Raw genomic sequence first — 19,646 nt, 5'->3', positions numbered from 1 at the left:
AACTATAAAATATATTTCACTACCACTTTAAGAATTATTGGTGTTACGCACTGAAATATTATAGGCTCTTGGACCTTTAGGCTTATCCTCAATTGTAAATTCCACTTCATCTCCTATATTAAGGAATTTATCCTCACCAGAGATCTCTTCATAAAAGAAAAAAACATCTTTCCCCTTATCTCTTGTAATGAAACCAAACCCTTTGAACGAATCAAATGTTTTTACCTTCCCACTATATTTTAATTCAGACATTCACCAGACCTCCGATTTTTTTGGATGTTTGACAAAATGAGCCTTGAGTTTTCTGCGCCATAACCTAGCCTCTTGCTTATAATTCCTAGAAAGTATCCCTAACTTAGAATATATTAAATTCAATCTTTTTAACTTGCCATAATTGAGACTGCAAGGGGCTATTTTTAGCATGCTTTTGCAATCAATGATAATTTTCATTTTTGCGACATCATCAAATAGAGGCAATATATTACTAAGCCGTTCTCTTAATGCTTTATGATTAGATTGTTCTAGTCTATAAAGTTTAGCAACTAGACCAGAAGTTTTATTCCATAACACATGATAATCACTCGAGTATTTATCAACAAGATATGCCTTTTCACACGCATGAACAAGGGTTCTTATATACCTCCTTTCTTGACGCCTAGTTTTTGGCGCTATATTTCCGACCCATAGCCCTGTAACTTCAAAACTGTCGGCGGCATATTTATCATGGTGGACTCTAGTTTTACTACTATTTAATTTCAAACCATGCTTAGTAAAGAGAGCAGAAACATCCCGAATTACTTTAGTAATCTCTTCATCAGAAATTTTTTGTGCCGCAGATATTGATACATCATCAAGCAATCTAGTATAAGTTATTTTTTTCCTCTAAGCTTTGATACTAAACTGTACTCAGAGTTAAAGAAAATAAGATTAGCCAGATAAGATGAAGTACAGGCTCCTTGTGGGACTTTGTTCTTATAAGTAGTTAACTTTGTTAGTAACTCAGAAACTTCATGAGGAAAGTTGAAGAACTGTGAGTATATGAGATACACTCTTTCTTTTTTTATATTATCGTAAAAATTTTTAACATCTAAACCAATTATAGTTTCAACTGATGTATTAGAGTGCATTTTAGCATTCTCTACATAGTCCCTTTTATGCTCTAAACTCTTTATTCCCCCATGTAAATACCTTGGGAACTCCACCTTTTCAAAAATACGATTATTAATTCTCTTTTGGATTCTTTTTAATTCAAACTTCGGCTCGTAAACTGTTCGCTCTTTATTTTTAGAATATATGACAAATTCAGTATAAGATGAATCAATAGCAGTTGATATAGAGTTAAGTGTAATCGTAGTTACACCTAAGCACCTAGCCAATGACTCAATTGTCGATATAGGTTGGTGAGGATAATAGGGTTTGTCCATACCACATCCATGGATAAGATAATAGAGTGGGAAATGGTCAGGAGTTAGCTCAAATATCCGATTATTTTTTCAACAACATCGTATATATAAACCCAAGTGGTTAGCGCCACTGACGTGATCACTATATTAACACTCGATTTTAGGTCAATTTGCTTTCTAGTTTCAGTCCTCTCTCGAGGGTTTGAAACAGAGCTCTCTTTTTTTGATAATGTCAAGCGGAAATTAAAATCAATTTTCATTGCGAAGAATCCTGTGGTTTCACACCGATAGTGGTGCGGCCAGACCAAGATTTTCTTATCAGGATAATTATATTGACCTAAAAAACTCCTAACCTTTACGCCAGACAACTGTCGCATATATTTTACAAGCCAAAGACTCTGGAGGCCGTTTTCGACATAGATCGAAGAGATATGCGCATGACCGGTCATGACTCTTTAATGATTTACCACTAAAGAATCGTTCATCAGTACTTAAGATGAACATCGGTTCCTGATTCGCTAAGACATTTTAAAGAGCGAGCAAAGGGCGATTAGCACCCTTAAGGACGAATCCTATAGACATTATAATATTTGTCAACTCAGATAACTCAGATATTGTAGTTTTCTCACATTCAGCGCGAGTCACCAGGCCTGAAGCCGCCAGCCGTCCGCTTGCCTGTTCAGGCGGTGCGTCGGCCGCAGCGCCTGCAGGAAGTCTTCGTCGTGCGACACCACCAGCATCGCGCCGGGGAAATCCGCCAGCGCGGTTTCGATCGCCAGCGACGACGCCAGATCCAGGTGGTTGGTCGGCTCGTCGAGCAACAGCAGCTGCGTCGGTTGTCGCCGCCAGAGCGCACAGGCCAGCGCCGCCTTCAGCCGTTCTCCGCCGCTCAGCGAGCCCAGCGGCAACGCGATGCGATCCGCGCCAAGCTGCAGCTGCGCCAGCCGGGTGCGCAACGCCCCTTCCGCCAACGGCGAATCCTGCAGCCCCAGATGTTCCATTACTGACAGGCCCGGATCAAGCTGCGACAGGGTTTGATCGAGGTAGGCCGTCGACAGCGGGCAATGACAATGGCCGGAAAGCGCCGCCAACTGACCGAGAACGGTCTTCAGCAAGGTGGATTTGCCGCAGCCGTTGGGGCCGGTCAACGCCACGCGCATCGGACCGTCGATCCGCAAATCCAGCGGCGGCGCGCTGACGAACGGCAACTGCAGCCGCTCGAGCACCAGCACCTGCTTGTTTGCGTTCACTTCACTGCCGGGCAGCGCCAGCAACACCGGCTGTTCCTCTTCTACCCGCTGATAGGCTTTGCGCACTGCCGCATCGAGGCTGTCGCGCCGATCCTGATGCTGTTTGCGCAGCGTGCCGAGGCTCTCCTTCGCCGCCGACTTGTAGGCCACCCGTTCGAAAGAGGCGATATTCAGCGTATCGACGACGCGCAGCGTTTGCGCCGAGCGCCGCTGGCTCATGTCGTGCTCTTTCTGTTGGCGAGCGCGGGTGCGGCGGCGCTCCTCGCGCGCATGCTCCAGATCGGCGCGCGCCGCCTGCTGCTCCGTATCGCGCTGGCGCCGGTAGTCATCATAGTTGCCGCCGTAGCTGCGCAGCGCGCCGGGCGTCAGTTCGACGATGCGCTCCATACGCGCCAGCAGCTGCCGGTCATGGCTGGCGATCAGCAACCCGCCCCGCCACTGATCCAGCTGTTGATACAGCCAGGCGCGGCCGGCGCTGTCGAGGTGGTTGGTCGGTTCATCCAGCAGCAGAAAATCCGCCTCGCCCAGCAAGGCGCCGCACAGGGCCGCGCGCATCCGCTCGCCGCCGCTCAGCGAACTGGCGGCTCGCAACGGATCGAAAGCCGGCAACCCGGCGGCGGCAAAGGCGTTTTGCAGACGATCGTTGAGATCCCAGCGCCCTTCCAGACGATCGATGTCGTCCGCCAACGGCCGCCCCTGCTCGAGACGCGCCAGCGCGGCGAACGCCTCGCCATAGCCCAACAGCTGGGCCAGCGTGGTGTCCGCGGCGATCTCCGGCTGCTGCGCAACGTAAGCCAATGCGGCATGAGATTCGACGTGCCCGTTGCCCGGTTGATCCAGCCCGGCGATCAGACGCAGCAGCTGGGTTTTGCCAACGCCGTTGCGCCCCACCAGGCCGCAGCGCTGCCGGTCGAAAGCGAGATCCAGCGGGCCGAACAGCGTTTCGCCGTCAGCAAATTGGCAGGTCAGTTGATGTAAAACGAAATAAGGGGACTGCGCTGAATGAGCCATAAGCACTCCTGAATGAGATCAAAACATCCCCACAGGGCGCGAGAGCGCACGGCGTGGGACCAGATATCAACAGGCGTGGTTGTTCATTTTCGGTTATGGCTCCGCAGAGAGAAGGAATTTGCAACGCGTAAAGGCTAACCGATCTTTTGTTCGTTATGCAAACAGAGTCTGAGGTTCATGACATCTATCACATTCGGCGCAACGCAGATTCCCAAGCGGCGCGACAACGGCTAGATTTATCTCATCCGACCACTTTTGTTCACATAATTATAACAACGGGCCCCGATTTCACCCGATGGAGAGTGCAATGAGCAATTACCCTCACCTGCTGGCGCCGCTGGATCTCGGCTTCACCACCCTGAAAAACCGGGTGCTGATGGGATCGATGCATACCGGCCTGGAAGAGCTGCCCGACGGCCCGCAGCGCCTGGCCGCGTTCTATGCCGAGCGCGCCGCCGCCGGCGTGGCGCTGATCGTCACCGGCGGCATTGCCCCGAACGAACAGGGCGTGGTGTTTCGCGGCGGTTCGCTCCTCAACAGCGAGGCGCAATTGCCTCACCACCGCCCGGTGACCGAGGCCGTCCATCAGGCGGGCGGCAAAATTGCGCTGCAGATCCTGCACACCGGCCGCTACAGCTATCAACCCAAACTGGTGGCCCCTTCCGCGCTGCAGGCGCCGATCAACCCGTTTACGCCGAGCGCGCTCAGCGAAGCGGAGATTGAGCAAACCATCGCCGATTTCGCCCGCTGTGCGGCGCTGGCGCAGCAGGCCGGTTACGACGGCGTTGAGGTGATGGGCTCCGAAGGCTATCTGATCAACCAATTCTTGACGACGCGCACCAACCAGCGCGACGACCAATGGGGCGGCAGCTTCACCAATCGCATGCGGTTCGCCGTCGAAACCGTCAGGGCGGTGCGCCAGGCGGTGGGCCCGGAATTTATTCTGATCTACCGGCTGTCGATGCTCGATCTGGTGGAAGACGGCTCCAGTTGGGAGGAGATCGAGCAGCTGGCGCTGGCGATCGAACAGGCGGGCGCCACCATTATCAATACCGGCATCGGCTGGCACGAAGCGCGCATCCCGACCATCGCCACCATGGTGCCGCGCGCCGGATTCAGCTGGGTGACCCGCAAGCTGATGGGCAAGGTCAGCATCCCGCTGATCACCACCAACCGCATCAACGATCCGGCGGTGGCCGAGCAGGTGCTGGCGGACGGCTGCGCCGATATGGTGTCGATGGCGCGCCCGTTCCTCGCCGACGCCGCCTTTGTGCAGAAAGCCGCCGAAGGGCGCGCCGACGAGATCAATACCTGCATCGGTTGCAACCAGGCCTGTCTCGACCAGATTTTTGAAGGCAAGCTGACTTCCTGTCTGGTCAACCCGCGCGCCTGCCGCGAAACCGAAATGCCGCTGACGATGGCGGAAAAACCGAAAAAACTGGCGGTGGTCGGCGCCGGCCCCGCCGGGCTGGCCTTCGCCACCACCGCCGCCAGCCGCGGCCATCGGGTGACGCTGTTCGACGCCGCCGAGCAGATCGGCGGCCAGTTCAACATCGCCAAGCAGATCCCCGGCAAGGAAGAATTCCATGAAACGCTGCGTTACTTCCGCCGCCAGCTGGCGCTGCGTGAAGTGACGGTCAGGCTGGGCGTCAAGGTCGAAGCGGCGGATTTAAGCGAATTCGATGAGGTGATCCTCGCCTGCGGCATCGTGCCGCGCACCCCGGACATCCCCGGCATCGGGCACGCCAAGGTGCTGAGCTATCTGGACGTGCTGCGCGATAAAAAACCGGTCGGCCAGCGGGTGGCGATCGTCGGCGCCGGCGGCATCGGCTTCGATACCGCCGAGTACCTCAGCCAGCACGGCGTGTCCAGCAGCCTGGATCAGGCGGAATTCAACCGCGAATGGGGCATCGACGGGCGCCTTGAGCAGCGCGGCGGGCTGGCGGAGCAAGGGCCGCAGGCGCCGCGCGCCGCCCGGCAGATCTACCTGTTGCAACGCAAAACCAGCAAAGTGGGCGAAGGCCTGGGGAAAACCACCGGTTGGATCCACCGCGCCAGCCTGGCGATGCGCGGCGTGAAGATGCTCAACAGCGTCAGCTATCGGCTGATCGACGACGAAGGGCTGCACATCACCCGCGCCGAGCAAGACAGCTGCCTGCCGGTGGACACGGTGGTCATTTGCGCCGGGCAGGAACCGCGCCGCGAACTGCAGCAGCCGCTGCTGGCGATGGGGAAAACCGTGCACCTGATCGGCGGCGCCGACGTGGCCGCCGAGCTGGACGCCCGCCGCGCGATCGATCAGGGTACGCGATTGGCGATGACGCTGTAAAAAAGGGGCGCCCGGCGCCCCTTGTTATTCACGCTCAGCGACGCGCGCCGGATTTCACCGCTCGAAGGATCACGAACTTCTTGTTCGAGGCCACCAGCGTACAGTTGCCGAACAGGCGCTTGAGCTTCTGGTGATAGTCGAGGTGACGGTTGCCGACAATGCGCAGTTCACCGCCCACCTGCAGGCAGCGCTTAGCGTCGCAGAACATCTGCCAGGCGGTGTGATCGGTGATGGCGTGTTGCTGGTGGAACGGCGGGTTGCACAGCACCGCCTGCACGCTTTCGCGCTCGATGCCCGCCAGCGCGTTGTTCACCTCAAACTGACAGCGATCCAGCTCTTGCGGCAGGTTGTGCTCCACGTTCAGCTCGCTGGAGGCCACCGCCATGTAAGATTCATCGACGAAGGTCACCTGCGCTTCCGGGTTTTGCGCCAGCGCCGTCAGGCCAATCACGCCGTTGCCGCAGCCCAGATCGACGATATGGCCGTTCAGGCCGCGCGGCAGATGCTCCATAAACAGGCGCGCGCCGATATCCAGGCTGCCGCGCGAGAAGACGTTGGCGTGGTTATGGATAAGCCAATCGGTGCCGTCCAGCGTCCAGTTGGTGGTTTCCGCCGCCGCCGGCGGGACGATGTCCGCCGCCTGGCAGAAAATCAGGCGCGCCTTCTTCCACGCCAGGCTGGTGCGCGTCGGGCCCAGCACCTTTTCAAACAGCTGCATCGTCGAGGTATGCACGTCGCGCGCTTTGGCGCCGGCGACGATCAGTGTGTCTTCGGTCACGACGTGGCGCAGCGCGCGCAGCTGCTGTTCCAGCAGCGCCAGCGCTTTCGGCACGCGAATCAGCACCACCGCCGGCGCCGCCGGCAGCTCGGCCAGGCTGTCCAGCAGCGTGACCTGCTCAGGATCCAGACCGTTGAGTTTGAGGTTGTGGCGCGTCGCCAGCTGGCTCATGTACGAATCGCTGACGCTGTAAGGGCGATGCGCGTGCAACGCACAGGCCAGGGTGCCGAAGTTATCGTTGAAAATCAGCACCGGGCGGCCGCCGATATCTACGTTTTCAAGCTGTTGCAGCAGATATTCGTCCGCCGCTTCCCACGCCTGCAGTTGGGTGGATTCTTCCTGTTGGGGATAACGCTCCAGCTCAAGTTGCTGTGTTCCCAGATCGAGTTGGCTCATTGCCCCTCCTGACTGATAAAATTTGGGCTGTTTATCCCCTAAAAACGCCCGTCAGTAAAATGTTTTTTCGGATAAATTGCGTATGTCAGGATTTGAGCGAAAAAACAGCATAGAATGACCGGCTGAATGGCCGTTGATACGGAACAAGAATGTCTGAATTGACCTACCTGCAAGGCTACCCGGCGCACCTGCAAAGCCAGGTGCAGCAACTGATCCACCAGAACCGGCTGGGTGACGTGCTGCTGCAGCGCTATCCGCAGGTGCATGACTGCACCACCGACAAGTCGCTGTATCAGTTTACCGTCGATCTGAAAAACCAGTATCTGCGCAACGCCCAGCCACTGAGCAAGGTGGCCTATGACAGCAAGATCCACGTCATGAAGCACGCGCTGGGCCTGCACACCGCCATCTCGCGCGTGCAGGGCGGCAAGCTGAAGGCCAAGGCGGAAATCCGCGTGGCGACGGTGTTCAAGGTCGCGCCTGAGCCGTTCCTGCGCATGATCGTGGTGCATGAGCTGGCGCATCTGAAAGAGAAAGATCACAACAAGGCGTTCTACAGCCTGTGCTGCCATATGGAGCCCGATTATCACCAGCTGGAGTTCGATACCCGGCTGTATCTGACGCACCTTTCGCTGTTCGGCGAGCTGTATGCATAGCGAGTGAGGGCGTGATAATCTGCGGTTTTAGGCTGGACCGGAGCTCGCCATGATTCGCTTTGCCGTCGTCGGCACCAACTGGATTACGGAACGTTTTATCGATGCCGCCCATGAAAGCGGCAAACTCAAACTGAGCGCCGTGTATTCACGCTCGCTGGAACAGGCGCAGGCGTTTGGCGCCAACTATCAGGTCACGCAGTTTTTCGACTCGCTCGAGGCGATGGCGCAGTCTGACGCCATAGACGCGGTGTATATCGCCAGCCCCAATTCCCTGCACTGCCCGCAATCGCTGCTGTTCCTGCGCCATAAAAAGCACGTGATCTGCGAAAAACCGCTGGCCTCCAACCAGCGCGAAGCGGAACAGCTGGTAGCCTGCGCGCGGGAAAACCAGGTGGTGCTGTTCGAGGCGTTCAAAAGCGCCTATCTGCCGAATTTTCTGGCGCTGCAACAGGCATTGCCGAACGTCGGCCGGCTGCGCAAAGCCTTCATCAACTATTGCCAATACTCTTCGCGCTACCCGCGCTACCTGGCCGGCGAGAACCCCAACACCTTTAACCCGCAGTTCTCCAACGGCTCGATCATGGATATCGGCTACTACTGCCTGGCCAGCGCGGTAGCGCTGTTCGGCGCGCCGCAGTCGGTGCTCGCCAGCGCCACACTGCTCGATACCGGCGTTGACGCCCACGGCACCGTCTGCCTGAACTACGGTGATTTCGACGTCACGCTTTCCCATTCCAAGGTCAGCGACTCGGCGATCCCCAGCGAGATCCAGGGGGAGGAAGGCACGCTGATTATCGACAAGATTTCCGAGTGCCAGGGCGTGGCGCTGACGCCGCGCGGCGGCAACCGTCAAGATCTGAGCCAGCCGCAACACATCAACACCATGCTGTATGAGGCGCTGGCCTTTGCCGAGCTGGTGGAAAATCACCGGGTGGAACATCCGGGGCTGGAGAATTCGCTGATCGTCGCCCGCCTGCTGACCGATATCCGCCGCCAGACCGGCGTTGTCTTCCCCGCCGACGGAGAATGAGATGAAACCGCTGCTCGTGATGCAAACCGGCGACGCGCCGCAGGCCATTCGTCAGGAATTGGCCAACTTTGAAGGCATGTTCCTGCAACAGGGCAATATCGACGCCGAACGCGCGCACATCGTGCACCTGCCCGCCGGCGAACGGCCGTTGCCGCCTGCCGCCTATTGCGGCGTAGTCATCACCGGCTCGCCGGCGATGGTGACCGAACGGCTGCCGTGGAGCGAGGAAGCCGCCGAATGGCTGCGCCAGGCGATGGCGATCAAACTGCCGCTGTTCGGCGTCTGCTACGGCCATCAGCTGTTGGCCTACGCGCTCGGCGGCGAAGTGGGTTACCACCCGCAGGGCATGGAGGTCGGCACGCTGGAGATCGAACTGCTGCCCGCCGCGGCCGACGATCGGCGGCTCACCCTGCTGCCGCCGCGCTTCAAGGCCAACCTGATCCACTCGCAGAGCGTGCTGACGCCGCCCGCCGGCGCGCAGACGCTGGCGCGTTCGCAGCAGGACGCGCACCAAATCCTGCGCTATGGCGATCACGCCCTGACCACCCAGTTCCACCCGGAATTCAACGGCGCGGTGATGAGCCAGTATCTGCAGTGGCTCGGCGAGCTGCATCCCGAGCAGCAGGCCCGCTACCAACAGCAACAACAACAGGTTAGCGACACGCCATTCAGCCGCCTGCTGCTGCAGGGATTCGTCGTCAGCCTCGGCGCGCAAAAAGCGATGGCCGGTTAACGCGATTCACGTTGACCGCCGACACATTTTGCATTACTTTCTGCTCTGCAAAGGGGAGTAACTTCATTGCCGGTCAATCGTCATTACGATGCGCAAGCATCCGGTTACCGGGCAACCTGATGTCAAAGGTGTAACCACCTTCATCAACGTTGTAAGTGAGACCTTGCCGGAAGGCGAGGTTTGCTTGCAGCGTTCACAGAGCGGCTGGCGTCTTCCGACGTTGGCCGTTTTTGTTTTTGAAGGATACCTCTGATGATGAATTCCGTTGGCACACCGTGGTTATGGGGCAGCTTTGCCGCCGTCATAGTCGTGATGCTCGCAATCGATCTCCTGTTGCAGGGCCGTAAAGGCGCGCACACCATGACTATGAAGCAGGCCGCCAGCTGGTCGCTGGTGTGGGTCAGCCTCTCCCTACTGTTCAACCTCGGTTTTTGGTACTACCTGAATGAAACCGCCGGGCGCGCCGTCGCCGATACCCAGGCGCTGGCCTTCCTGACCGGCTACCTGATCGAAAAAGCGCTGGCGGTGGATAATGTGTTCGTCTGGCTGATGCTGTTCAGCTACTTCGCCGTGCCGGCCAACCTGCAACGGCGGGTGCTGATCTACGGCGTGCTGGGGGCGATCGTGCTGCGTACCATCATGATCTTCGCCGGCAGCTGGCTGGTCAGCCAGTTCCAGTGGCTGCTGTATCTGTTCGGCGCTTTCCTGCTCTTCACCGGTATTAAAATGGCGCTGGCGAAGGAAGATGACTCGGCGATCGGCGACAAACCGCTGGTGAAATGGCTGCGCAGCCGCTTGCGCATGACCGACAGCCTGGAAGGCGAGCGTTTCTTCGTGCGCCGCAACGGCATTCTGTTCGCCACCCCGCTGGTGCTGGTGCTGATCCTGGTGGAACTGAGCGACGTGATTTTCGCGGTGGACAGCATTCCGGCGATCTTCGCCGTAACCACCGATCCGTTCATCGTCCTGACCTCCAACCTGTTCGCCATCATGGGCCTGCGCGCCATGTACTTCCTGCTGGCCAACGTAGCAGAACGGTTCTCGATGCTGAAATACGGCCTGTCGGTGATCCTGGTATTTATCGGCATCAAGATGCTGATTATCGACTTCTTCCACATCCCGATCGGCGTTTCGCTCGGCGTGGTGGCGGGCATCCTGACGTTCACCTTGCTGATCAACGCCTGGGTCAATCACCGCAACGATCGCCTGGCGAAGAAATAACCATAATCTGTTATCCGGGGCGCTAGTCGCCCCGTGATTGTTTGGCAATTCCCCCAAAACGCCAAACGTTATTGCGATCACACAAATGTAACCAGTATGTTATCAAGTGTTGATCCGCGCTCAGAATTTCACCCTCGCCTCTTTCCAACATCATTCGATTGCTGAATACTGATTCGGCAAACACACTTAGTTACAGAATCATATAAAGCTGCCCGGCGTCGTTCCCGCCGCGGCGGCCAGATAACATCAGGAAGAAAGCACTATGCAAAAACTACTACAAAAGATCACGCAGGGCAGCCTGGTCAAACAAATCATGGTCGGCCTGGTGGCCGGCATTCTGGTGGCGCTGGTTTCACCGGCGGCGGCAGCGGCGGTCGGCCTGCTCGGCACCCTGTTCGTCGGTGCGCTGAAAGCGGTGGCGCCGGTGCTGGTGCTGATTCTGGTCATGGCCTCGATCGCCAACCATAAACAGGGGCAGAAGACCAACATTCGCCCGATCCTGTTCCTCTACCTGCTGGGCACCTTTGCCGCCGCGCTGGTGGCGGTGGTCGTCAGCTTTATCTTCCCTTCCACGCTGGCGCTGACCACCGGCGCGACGGACATTACCCCGCCGGGCGGCATTGTGGAGGTGATGAAGGGCCTGTTGATGAGCGTGGTGGCCAACCCGTTCCATGCGCTGATTAACGCCAACTACATCGGCATTCTGGCCTGGGCCGTCGGTCTGGGGCTGGCGCTGCGCCACGCTTCCGAGACCACCAAGGGGCTGATCAACGACATGTCCCATGCGGTCACGCTGGTGGTGCGCGCGGTGATCCGCTGTGCGCCGCTCGGCATCTTCGGCCTGGTGGCCTCCACGCTGGCGGAAACCGGCTTCGGCGCGCTGTGGGGCTACGCCCAGCTGCTGATGGTGCTGCTTGGCTGCATGCTGCTGGTGGCGCTGGTGCTCAACCCGTTGATCGTTTACTGGAAGATCCGCCGCAACCCGTATCCGCTGGTGTTCGCCTGCCTGCGCGAGAGCGGCGTGACCGCCTTCTTCACCCGCAGCTCCGCCGCCAACATCCCGGTGAACATGGAACTGTGCAAGAAGCTGAACCTGAATGAGGACACCTACTCGGTTTCCATCCCGCTGGGCGCCACCATCAACATGGCCGGCGCGGCGATCACCATCACCGTGTTGACGCTGGCGGCGGTAAACACGCTGGGCATCGCGGTGGACGTCCCGACCGCCCTGCTGTTGAGCGTGGTGGCGGCCCTCTGCGCCTGCGGCGCCTCCGGCGTGGCCGGCGGTTCGCTGCTGCTGATCCCGCTGGCGTGCAACATGTTCGGCATTCCGAACGACGTGGCGATGCAGGTGGTGGCGGTCGGCTTTATCATCGGCGTCCTGCAGGATTCGGCGGAAACCGCCCTCAACTCCTCCACCGACGTGCTGTTCACCGCCGCGGCCTGCCAGGCGGAAGACCAGCGGCTGGCGAACGAAGATCCGCTGAAGGTGCGTTAATCGCACGTTGCTTCATCAAAAAGGCGCTCCTTCGAGCGCCTTTTTTGTCAGCCTTACAGCGTCACCCCGCTTTTAAAGATCGCCAGCTCGCGGAAGTCGTTGGTTTCATTACGCGCCGGACGCCCGTTGGCGATCTCGACAATCAGATCGATGAAGCGGCTGAGCAACGTCTCCATCGCCACGCCGTGGATCAGGCTGCCGGCGTCAAAATCGATCCAGTGCGGTTTCTTCGCCGCCAGCTCGCTGTTGGTCGCCAGCTTCACCGTCGGCACAAAGCCGCCGTACGGCGTGCCGCGCCCGGTGCTGAACAGCACCATATGGCAGCCGGCGCCGGCCAGCGCGCTGGTCGCCACGGCGTCGTTGCCCGGCGCGCTGAGCAGATTCAGCCCCGGCACACGCAGCCGCTCGCCGTATTTCAGCACGTCAACCACCTGGCTTAGCCCCGCCTTTTGGGTGCAGCCGAGCGATTTCTCCTCCAGCGTGGTGATGCCGCCGGCCTTGTTGCCCGGCGACGGGTTCTCATAAATCGGCTGCTGATGGGCGATGAAATAGCGTTTGAAATCGTTGATCATGTCGACGGTTTTGTCGAAGGTCTCCCCATCGCGGCAGCGGCTCATCAGAATGCGCTCGGCGCCGAACATCTCCGGCACTTCGGTCAGCACCGTGGTGCCGCCGTTGGCGATCACATAATCGGAGAACCGCCCCAGCAGCGGGTTGGCGGTGATACCCGACAGCCCGTCCGAACCGCCGCACTCCAGGCCGAACTTCAACTCGCTCAGGCGGCCCGGCTCACGGCGATCGTGGCGCATCTCCCGGTACAGCTCGTGCAACAGCGCCAGCCCGGCTTCCACTTCGTCGTCCTGTTGTTGGCACACCATAAAGCGCAGCCGCCGCTCGTCCTCTATCCCCAACGTGGCGCGAAAGGCATCCACCTGATTGTTCTCGCAACCCAGCCCGATCACCAGCACCGCGCCGGCGTTGGGATGGCGCGCCAGGTTCTGCAGCATGATGCGGGTGTTGGCATGATCCTGCCCCAGCTGCGAGCAGCCGAACGGGTGACTGAACAGATGCACGCCGTCGATCTCCTCTGCCTGCGTTTGCTGCAAAAAGCGTTGCTGGATCTGGCGGGCGATACCGTTGACACAGCCGACGGTCGGCACGATCCACAGCTCATTGCGGATCCCCACTTCGCCGCCGGCCCGTCGGTACAACTGCACCTCGCGATCCGCGGCCTGCGGCGGCAACGTCGGGAACTGCGGTTGGTAACGGTAGCTGTCCAGATCGCTCAGGTTGGTTTTGGCGTTTTGCGAATGAACATGCTCTCCCGGCCCGATGGCCGCGAGCGCATGGCCGATCGGCTGGCCATATTTGATGATGTCTTCGCCCTCAGCGATCGGGTCGAGCGCAAATTTGTGCCCGCGCGCCACCGGCTGCGCCAGTTGGATGACCGCGCCTTCCAGCTCAACGCACTCTCCGGCAGCCAGATCGCGCAGCGCCACCGCCACGTTATCCTGCTCATGAATCTTTATCGTACTTTGCATAAACCGGTCCCGGATAACGGCTACGCCAGTTCAATGGCGAAATAGTCTTTGGCGTTGTCGAAGCAGATGTTTTTCACCATTTCGCCCAGCAGCGCGATATCCGCCGGCGCTTCGCCGTCCGCCACCCAGCGGCCGATCATCTGGCAAAGGATGCGGCGGAAGTATTCATGGCGCGTATACGACAGGAAGCTACGACTGTCGGTCAGCATGCCGACGAAGCGGCTCAGCAGCCCGAGCTGCGCCAGCTGCGTCATTTGGCGCTGCATGCCGTCCTTCTGATCGTTGAACCACCAGCCGGAACCGAACTGCATCTTGCCCGGCGTGCCTTCCCCCTGGAAATTGCCGATCATGGTGCCGATCACTTCGTTATCGCGCGGGTTGAGGCAGTAGAGAATGGTTTTCGGCAGGCCCCCCTGCCGCGCCTGGGCATCCAGCAGCCGCGACAGCGGCTCCGCCAGCGGCCGATCGTTGATCGAATCGAAACCGATATCCGGCCCGACGGCGGCCAGCATGCGGCTGTTGTTATTGCGCAGCGCGCCGATGTGATACTGCTGCACCCAGCCGCGGCGCCGGTATTCGCCGGCCAGGAACAGCAGCACCGCGCTTTTGAACTGGGCGCTCTGTTCCGGCGTCGGCAGCTCGCCGTTCAGGCGGCGCAGCAGGATCGCATCCAGCGCCGCTTCATCGGCCTCGCCGAACACCACCACGTCCAGCGCATGGTCGGCCACCTTGCAGCCGTGGGCGGCGAAGTGATCCATGCGCTTGTACAGGGCGTCGCACAGCGCGCTGAAGCGGCCGATGGCGGTATCCGCCGCCGCCTCCAGCTGCCGCAGATAGTCATTGAAGCCCGGTGCATCGACAGTGAAAGCCTTGTCCGGCCGCCAGCTCGGCAATACCTTGATATCGAAGCCACGATCGTCGGCGATCGCCCGATGATGGCGCAGATCGTCGATCGGATCGTCGGTGGTGCCGACCATTTTCACATTCATCTGCCGCATGATGCCGCGCGCGCGAAACTCATCCTGCGCCAGCAGCGCATTGCCGCGCTGCCAGATCTCATCCGCCGTGGCCGGCGACAGCAGCGTATCCGTGATGCCGAACGGCCGACGCAGCTCCAGATGCGTCCAGTGATAGAGCGGGTTGCCGATGGTATGCGGCACCGTGGCGGCCCAGGCGTCGAATTTCTCACGATCGCCCGCATCGCCGGTACACAGCCGCTCCGCCACGCCGTTGGTGCGCATCGCCCGCCATTTATAGTGATCGCCCCGCAGCCAGATATCGTACAGGTTGCTGAAGCGGGTATTCTCCGCGATCTGCTGTGGCGGCAAATGGCAGTGATAATCGAAAATCGGCTGTGGCGCCGCATAGTCGTGATACAAGCGCCGGGCAAATTCGTTGTCCAGCAGGAAATCTTCGCTCAAAAACGTCGCCATCTCGGGCTCCTTACTTGCCGTGCGGCACGGGTTCGAATCACAAAAGTTATCACACCAATTTTCACAAGCGTCCAGCAAATTTTTCCCATGAGCTGCTGATTTAAGGTCCTTCAATCCCTTTTTCGCTCAATTTTACGGCAAATGTGCGGCGTAAACGCACTATTTCACCGGCGACAGTATCGCTCAGGCGAATAATTCCTTTTGTGATATCACTCAACTTTTAAACCTGTATGACAGGTTATTGTCTCGCCAGCCGCATCGACGGCCACACCTTCAAACGGGGAGACATTTCGGATGCGTAAAATTAAAGGGTTACGCTGGTACATGATCGGACTGGTGACCATCGGCACCGTGCTGGGCTACCTGACCCGCAACGCCATCGCCGTCGCGGCGCCGACGCTGGAAGATACGCTGCACATCACCACCCAACAGTATTCCTATATCGTCGCCGCCTATTCCGCCTGCTACACCGTGATGCAACCGGTGGCGGGCTATGTGCTGGACGTGCTGGGCACCAAGGTCGGTTACGCCATGTTCGCCATTCTGTGGGCGCTGTTCTGTATGGGCACCGCGCTGGCCAACAGCTGGGGCGGCCTGGCGCTGGCGCGCGGCGCGGTCGGCATGGCGGAAGCGGCGATGATCCCCGCTGGGCTGAAGGCCAGCAGCGAGTGGTTTCCGGCCAAAGAGCGTTCGATCGCCGTCGGTTATTTCAACGTGGGTTCATCGATCGGTGGCATGATCGCCCCACCGTTGGTGGTATGGGCCATCGTGGCGCACAGCTGGGAAATGGCGTTCATCATCACCGGCGTGCTGAGCCTGATCTGGGCCATTTGTTGGCTGCTGTTCTACAAACACCCGAAAGATCAGAAGAAACTGAGCCAGGAAGAGCGCCGTTACATCCTCGAAGGCCAGGAAGCCCAGCACCAGACCTCTAACGCCAAAAAGATGTCCGCCTGGCAGATCGTGCGCAACCGCCAGTTCTGGGGCATCGCGCTGCCGCGCTTTCTGGCGGAGCCGGCGTGGGGCACCTTCAACGCCTGGATCCCGCTGTTCATGTTCAAGGCCTACGGTTTTAACCTGAAAGAGATCGCCATGTTCGCCTGGATGCCGATGCTGTTCGCCGATCTCGGCTGCATCGTCGGCGGTTATCTGCCGCCGCTGTTCCAGAAGTATTTCAAGGTCAACCTGATCGTCTCACGCAAGCTGGTGGTAACGATGGGGGCGGTGTTGATGATCGGCCCCGGCATGATCGGCCTGTTCACCAGCCCTTACGCGGCTATCGCGCTGCTGTGCGTCGGCGGCTTCGCCCATCAGGCGCTGTCCGGCGCGCTGATCACCCTCTCTTCCGACGTGTTCGGCCGCAATGAGGTGGCGACTGCCAACGGCCTCACCGGCATGGCGGCCTGGACAGCCAGCACGCTGTTCGCCCTGGTGGTCGGCGCCCTGGCGGACACCCTCGGCTTCAGCCCGCTGTTCGCCGCGCTGTCGGTCTTCGACATTCTCGGCGCCATCGTCATCTGGACGGTGTTGCAAAACCGTCCGGCCGCCGAAACCCAGCCGGCCACGCTGCAACCGGCCCCGGCGCGCAGCTGATCCCGCCGCCCGGCCGCCGCGCCGGGCCTCTTGCTCCTCTGGCAGCGGTGCCGAATAAGTGGTATAACAAATCCGACGGCCACGCGCCCCTTCCCACCGCACCGTATAGAGCATTCACTATGGAATTCACCGAAACCAGACGCCTGTATCAGCAACTGGCCGCCGAGCTTAAGCAACGCATCGAAAGCGGCCGCTACCCGGTAGGCGACAAGCTGCCGGCCGAACGATACATCGCCGAAGAGATGAATGTCAGCCGTACCGTGGTGCGCGAGGCGATCATCATGCTGGAAGTGGAAGGCTATGTAGACGTGCGCAAGGGATCCGGGATCCACGTGGTGTCCAACCAGCAAAAGCACCTGGTGGTGCCGGGCGACAGCATCGAGTTCGCCACCGCCGGCCCGTTTGAGCTGCTGCAGGCTCGCCAGCTGATTGAAAGCAACATCGCCGAGTTCGCCGCCACCCAGGTGACCAAACAAGATATCGTGCAGTTGATGGAGATCCAGGAGCACGCCCGTAAAGAGGATCGCTTCCGCGACTCGCAGTGGGATCTGAAGTTCCACGTGCAGGTGGCGCTGGCCACCCAGAACACCGCCATGGCCACCATCGTGGAAAAAATGTGGGTGCAGCGGGTCAACAACCCTTACTGGAAAAAGCTGCACGAGCATATCGACGAACGCTCGATCGCCAGCTGGTGTGACGATCACGATCAGATCCTCAAGGCGCTGATGCGCAAAGATCCTTACGCCGCCAAACTGGCGATGTGGCAGCACCTGGAAAACACCAAACAGATGCTGTTCAACGCCACCAGCGATGACTTCGAATACAACGCCGATCGCTACCTGTTCGCCGAGAATCCGGTGGTGCATCTGGATGGCGTGAACCACGAGCCGAAATAGCCACGGCGGTCAAAAACCGTCGGCTTATGTCAGGTAATGTAAAATCCGCTGAATCGATGCCGGAACCGCCGTTTGCCGTGTACTATTTCACCGTCGGCAACGTAGATTTCCCTGTTGCCAATCGTGCTATTTTGGTAGAGTTAGCCCACTTTTTTACCCATTGCTGCGGGGGCGGGACGCGAATAAATGCGCTGGTTGTTTGCCATGCTGATTGCTGTTTTCTGCTGGACCGGTTCGGTCTCCGGCCAACAGCTATGCGTGGCGTCACCCAAGCCAACCCCCAGCGCGCTGAGCAGCCTGCAGCTGCTGGCGGAGCCGGCGCTTTCCCCCTATGATCATGTGTATCGGGCGCCGGCTGAAGCGCGCCGCAAAGCCCCCGGCAAGTTGCCGCTGCTGCTGCCCAGAGCGCACTCTTTCTCCGGTTCGCTGCTCGCATCCTCCCTGGCGGCGCCGGTCTATACCCTGGCCGCAGAGCCGAGTTACCGAATTCGCTTCCCCCGCCAGGACACCCCGGCCCCCAACCGGCTTGCCCAGGTCGACTGGATGCTGGACGCCTCCAGGCAACAGAGTCGCCAGGCCGGTTGGAAAGAAAGTAACATGCTGTACCGTGGCACGCTGACTTACCACCTATGACCGGTGTCGCACCGCTTAGAAACCTTAAAGCAACGCCGTTTCATCGTTATCAGCACTCAGGATCGCCGCGCGCTTTCAGCTCACGCCCGCTCCGCCGCTGAGATAAAAATAAACAATGACGTTTTAGGAACACCGGATGGACATCATTAAAGAACTGATACATGCCTTATGGCAGCAGGATTTTGAGACGCTGGCGAACCCTTCGTTGGTGTGGACCCTCTACATCCTGCTGTTCATGATCCTGTTTTTGGAGAACGGCCTGCTGCCGGCCGCTTTCCTGCCGGGTGACAGCCTGCTGATCCTGGTCGGCGTGCTGATCGCCAAAGGCACCATGGGCTTCCCATTGACCATCGTTATCCTGACCGTCGCCGCCAGCCTGGGGTGCTGGGTCAGTTATATACAAGGCCGGTGGCTCGGCAATACGCGAACGGTGCAAGGCTGGCTTTCGCATCTGCCGGCCCACTACCATCAGCGTGCACATAACCTGTTCCACCGTCACGGCCTTTCCGCCCTGCTGGTCGGCCGCTTCCTGGCCTTCGTGCGCACCCTGCTGCCGACCATCGCCGGCCTGTCCGGTCTGAGCAACGCACGCTTCCAGTTCTTCAACTGGATGAGCGGCCTGCTGTGGGTCTTGATCCTGACGACGCTGGGCTTCGCCCTGGGGAAAACTCCGGTGTTCCGCAAGTATGAAGATCAGCTGATGTTCTGCCTGATGATGTTGCCGCTGGTACTGCTGGTGGTCGGGCTGGTCGGTTCACTGATCGTGTTGTGGCGCAAGAAACGCGCCAACAGCCAGAACCCGGGGAAAGGGGCGTGACAGCAAAGCGCCCGCGCTGGCAATACGTCCTGATGATCGCGCTCGCCCTGTTGGCGTTGGCGACGTTGTTGGTGCCCTGCATGGTGCGCACCGAGAGCGAGCTGCGCATCCGCGCCAGCCAGCAAGGGCTGTCGCTGCCCGACGGCTTTTATGTCTACCAGCGCCTGGATGAACGCGGCATCCGCATCAAAAGCATTACGCCGGAAGGCGATGGCCTGGTCATCCGTCTGGATTCGCCGGAGCAGCAGTTGCTGGCGCGCGAAGCGTTGCAAACCATTCTGCCGCCCGGTTACCACATCGCATTGAGCGAGTCCCCCGTGCCGTCGCATTGGGTGCGCGAATTTGCGCGTTCCCCGCTCAATCTGGGATAATCCCCCTTCATATGAAGGGGTTTCCTTTCATTGCCATAATCTTCATTTTCATTCGCA

The 19,646-nt window shown here is 59.0% G+C and carries 18 protein-coding genes; 11 read left to right on the top strand and 7 right to left on the bottom strand.

The window, feature by feature from the left end; translation table 11 throughout:
* Window positions 1-27: 27 nt before the first annotated feature.
* The 4 genes from JL05_RS24715 to JL05_RS07305 form a co-directional block, all read right to left on the bottom strand.
* Window positions 28-252, bottom strand: a complete 225-nt coding sequence (locus tag JL05_RS24715; protein ID WP_072010084.1) for a retron Se72 family effector protein — start codon at window positions 250-252, stop codon at window positions 28-30.
* Entirely contained in the window at window positions 253-858 is a 606-nt protein-coding gene (locus tag JL05_RS25315; RefSeq protein WP_139182596.1) for an RNA-dependent RNA polymerase family protein, read from the bottom strand.
* An 11-nt stretch (window positions 859-869) separates the two neighbouring features.
* The gene (locus tag JL05_RS25310; RefSeq protein ID WP_139182598.1) at window positions 870-1,424 is read right to left on the bottom strand and encodes a reverse transcriptase family protein; all 555 of its coding nucleotides are present in this window, start codon (window positions 1,422-1,424) and stop codon (window positions 870-872) included.
* A gap of 620 nt (window positions 1,425-2,044) precedes the next feature.
* Window positions 2,045-3,664, bottom strand: coding sequence for an ABC-F family ATP-binding cassette domain-containing protein (locus tag JL05_RS07305; RefSeq protein ID WP_033632028.1), 1,620 nt, complete (start codon window positions 3,662-3,664; stop codon window positions 2,045-2,047).
* 307 nt (window positions 3,665-3,971) lie between these two features.
* Between JL05_RS07305 and JL05_RS07300 the strand changes: the two genes are divergently transcribed.
* Window positions 3,972-5,993: an oxidoreductase gene (locus JL05_RS07300; protein WP_033632027.1), complete on the top strand. Its 2,022-nt coding sequence runs from the start codon at window positions 3,972-3,974 to the stop codon at window positions 5,991-5,993.
* 34 nt (window positions 5,994-6,027) lie between these two features.
* Here JL05_RS07300 and rlmG read toward each other — a convergent pair whose 3' ends face one another.
* Window positions 6,028-7,167, bottom strand: a complete 1,140-nt coding sequence (rlmG, locus tag JL05_RS07295) for a 23S rRNA (guanine(1835)-N(2))-methyltransferase RlmG (RefSeq protein ID WP_016930173.1) — start codon at window positions 7,165-7,167, stop codon at window positions 6,028-6,030.
* Between the two features lie 149 nt (window positions 7,168-7,316).
* Between rlmG and JL05_RS07290 the strand changes: the two genes are divergently transcribed.
* The 5 genes from JL05_RS07290 (at window position 7,317) to sstT (ending at window position 12,305) form a co-directional block, all read left to right on the top strand.
* A complete protein-coding gene (locus JL05_RS07290) occupies window positions 7,317-7,823 on the top strand; it encodes a M48 metallopeptidase family protein (protein ID WP_033632026.1) in 507 nt (168 codons plus the stop codon).
* Window positions 7,824-7,872: 49 nt separating this feature from the next.
* Complete coding sequence (locus JL05_RS07285; protein WP_004937152.1) at window positions 7,873-8,853, top strand: Gfo/Idh/MocA family protein; 981 nt, start codon at window positions 7,873-7,875, stop codon at window positions 8,851-8,853.
* Window position 8,854: 1 nt separating this feature from the next.
* Window positions 8,855-9,586: a glutamine amidotransferase gene (locus tag JL05_RS07280; RefSeq protein ID WP_004937150.1), complete on the top strand. Its 732-nt coding sequence runs from the start codon at window positions 8,855-8,857 to the stop codon at window positions 9,584-9,586.
* A gap of 252 nt (window positions 9,587-9,838) precedes the next feature.
* Entirely contained in the window at window positions 9,839-10,807 is a 969-nt protein-coding gene (locus JL05_RS07275) for a TerC family protein (protein WP_033632025.1), read from the top strand.
* Window positions 10,808-11,069: 262 nt separating this feature from the next.
* Window positions 11,070-12,305, top strand: a complete 1,236-nt coding sequence (gene sstT / locus JL05_RS07270) for a serine/threonine transporter SstT (RefSeq protein WP_004937146.1) — start codon at window positions 11,070-11,072, stop codon at window positions 12,303-12,305.
* A gap of 53 nt (window positions 12,306-12,358) precedes the next feature.
* Here sstT and JL05_RS07265 read toward each other — a convergent pair whose 3' ends face one another.
* Together JL05_RS07265 and uxaC are read right to left on the bottom strand one after the other, a co-directional pair.
* Window positions 12,359-13,846: a UxaA family hydrolase gene (locus tag JL05_RS07265; RefSeq protein ID WP_033632024.1), complete on the bottom strand. Its 1,488-nt coding sequence runs from the start codon at window positions 13,844-13,846 to the stop codon at window positions 12,359-12,361.
* 20 nt (window positions 13,847-13,866) lie between these two features.
* A complete protein-coding gene (uxaC, locus tag JL05_RS07260) occupies window positions 13,867-15,279 on the bottom strand; it encodes a glucuronate isomerase (protein WP_004937143.1) in 1,413 nt (470 codons plus the stop codon).
* Between the two features lie 294 nt (window positions 15,280-15,573).
* Between uxaC and JL05_RS07255 the strand changes: the two genes are divergently transcribed.
* The 5 genes from JL05_RS07255 to mzrA all read left to right on the top strand — a co-directional run bounded on the left by JL05_RS07255 (window position 15,574) and on the right by mzrA (window position 19,589).
* Window positions 15,574-16,872 carry an MFS transporter gene (locus JL05_RS07255; RefSeq protein ID WP_015379157.1) on the top strand — a complete coding sequence of 433 codons (1,299 nt, stop codon included), beginning with the start codon at window positions 15,574-15,576 and terminating at the stop codon, window positions 16,870-16,872.
* A gap of 119 nt (window positions 16,873-16,991) precedes the next feature.
* Complete coding sequence (gene exuR / locus JL05_RS07250; RefSeq protein WP_004937137.1) at window positions 16,992-17,768, top strand: transcriptional regulator ExuR; 777 nt, start codon at window positions 16,992-16,994, stop codon at window positions 17,766-17,768.
* A 186-nt stretch (window positions 17,769-17,954) separates the two neighbouring features.
* The gene (locus JL05_RS07245) at window positions 17,955-18,401 is read left to right on the top strand and encodes a hypothetical protein (RefSeq protein WP_033632023.1); all 447 of its coding nucleotides are present in this window, start codon (window positions 17,955-17,957) and stop codon (window positions 18,399-18,401) included.
* Between the two features lie 136 nt (window positions 18,402-18,537).
* Complete coding sequence (locus tag JL05_RS07240; protein WP_004937132.1) at window positions 18,538-19,218, top strand: DedA family protein; 681 nt, start codon at window positions 18,538-18,540, stop codon at window positions 19,216-19,218.
* Window positions 19,215-19,589 carry an EnvZ/OmpR regulon moderator MzrA gene (mzrA, locus tag JL05_RS07235; protein WP_004937130.1) on the top strand — a complete coding sequence of 125 codons (375 nt, stop codon included), beginning with the start codon at window positions 19,215-19,217 and terminating at the stop codon, window positions 19,587-19,589. The genes JL05_RS07240 and mzrA overlap by 4 nt, the downstream gene beginning before the upstream one ends.
* Window positions 19,590-19,646: the final 57 nt, after the last annotated feature.

Source organism: Serratia nematodiphila DZ0503SBS1, assembly GCF_000738675.1.
Classification (GTDB): domain Bacteria; phylum Pseudomonadota; class Gammaproteobacteria; order Enterobacterales; family Enterobacteriaceae; genus Serratia; species Serratia nematodiphila.
The sequence above is the reverse complement of the archived record's forward strand: the minus strand, read 5'-3'. Positions and strand labels throughout refer to the sequence as shown.

Excerpts from the sequence above, each read along its gene's own strand:
- JL05_RS07265 (WP_033632024.1), bottom strand. The coding sequence starts at position 13,846 with ATGCAAAGTACGATAAAGATTCATGAGCAGGATAACGTGGCGGTGGCG.
- JL05_RS07275 (WP_033632025.1), top strand. The coding sequence starts at position 9,839 with ATGATGAATTCCGTTGGCACACCGTGGTTATGGGGCAGCTTTGCCGCC.
- JL05_RS24715 (WP_072010084.1), bottom strand. The coding sequence starts at position 252 with ATGTCTGAATTAAAATATAGTGGGAAGGTAAAAACATTTGATTCGTTC.
- JL05_RS25310 (WP_139182598.1), bottom strand. The coding sequence starts at position 1,424 with ATGGACAAACCCTATTATCCTCACCAACCTATATCGACAATTGAGTCA.
- sstT (WP_004937146.1), top strand. The coding sequence starts at position 11,070 with ATGCAAAAACTACTACAAAAGATCACGCAGGGCAGCCTGGTCAAACAA.
- JL05_RS07245 (WP_033632023.1), top strand. The coding sequence starts at position 17,955 with ATGCGCTGGTTGTTTGCCATGCTGATTGCTGTTTTCTGCTGGACCGGT.
- JL05_RS07280 (WP_004937150.1), top strand. The coding sequence starts at position 8,855 with ATGAAACCGCTGCTCGTGATGCAAACCGGCGACGCGCCGCAGGCCATT.
- JL05_RS07300 (WP_033632027.1), top strand. The coding sequence starts at position 3,972 with ATGAGCAATTACCCTCACCTGCTGGCGCCGCTGGATCTCGGCTTCACC.
- JL05_RS07240 (WP_004937132.1), top strand. The coding sequence starts at position 18,538 with ATGGACATCATTAAAGAACTGATACATGCCTTATGGCAGCAGGATTTT.
- JL05_RS07305 (WP_033632028.1), bottom strand. The coding sequence starts at position 3,664 with ATGGCTCATTCAGCGCAGTCCCCTTATTTCGTTTTACATCAACTGACC.
- uxaC (WP_004937143.1), bottom strand. The coding sequence starts at position 15,279 with ATGGCGACGTTTTTGAGCGAAGATTTCCTGCTGGACAACGAATTTGCC.
- exuR (WP_004937137.1), top strand. The coding sequence starts at position 16,992 with ATGGAATTCACCGAAACCAGACGCCTGTATCAGCAACTGGCCGCCGAG.
- JL05_RS07290 (WP_033632026.1), top strand. The coding sequence starts at position 7,317 with ATGTCTGAATTGACCTACCTGCAAGGCTACCCGGCGCACCTGCAAAGC.
- JL05_RS07285 (WP_004937152.1), top strand. The coding sequence starts at position 7,873 with ATGATTCGCTTTGCCGTCGTCGGCACCAACTGGATTACGGAACGTTTT.
- rlmG (WP_016930173.1), bottom strand. The coding sequence starts at position 7,167 with ATGAGCCAACTCGATCTGGGAACACAGCAACTTGAGCTGGAGCGTTAT.
- JL05_RS07255 (WP_015379157.1), top strand. The coding sequence starts at position 15,574 with ATGCGTAAAATTAAAGGGTTACGCTGGTACATGATCGGACTGGTGACC.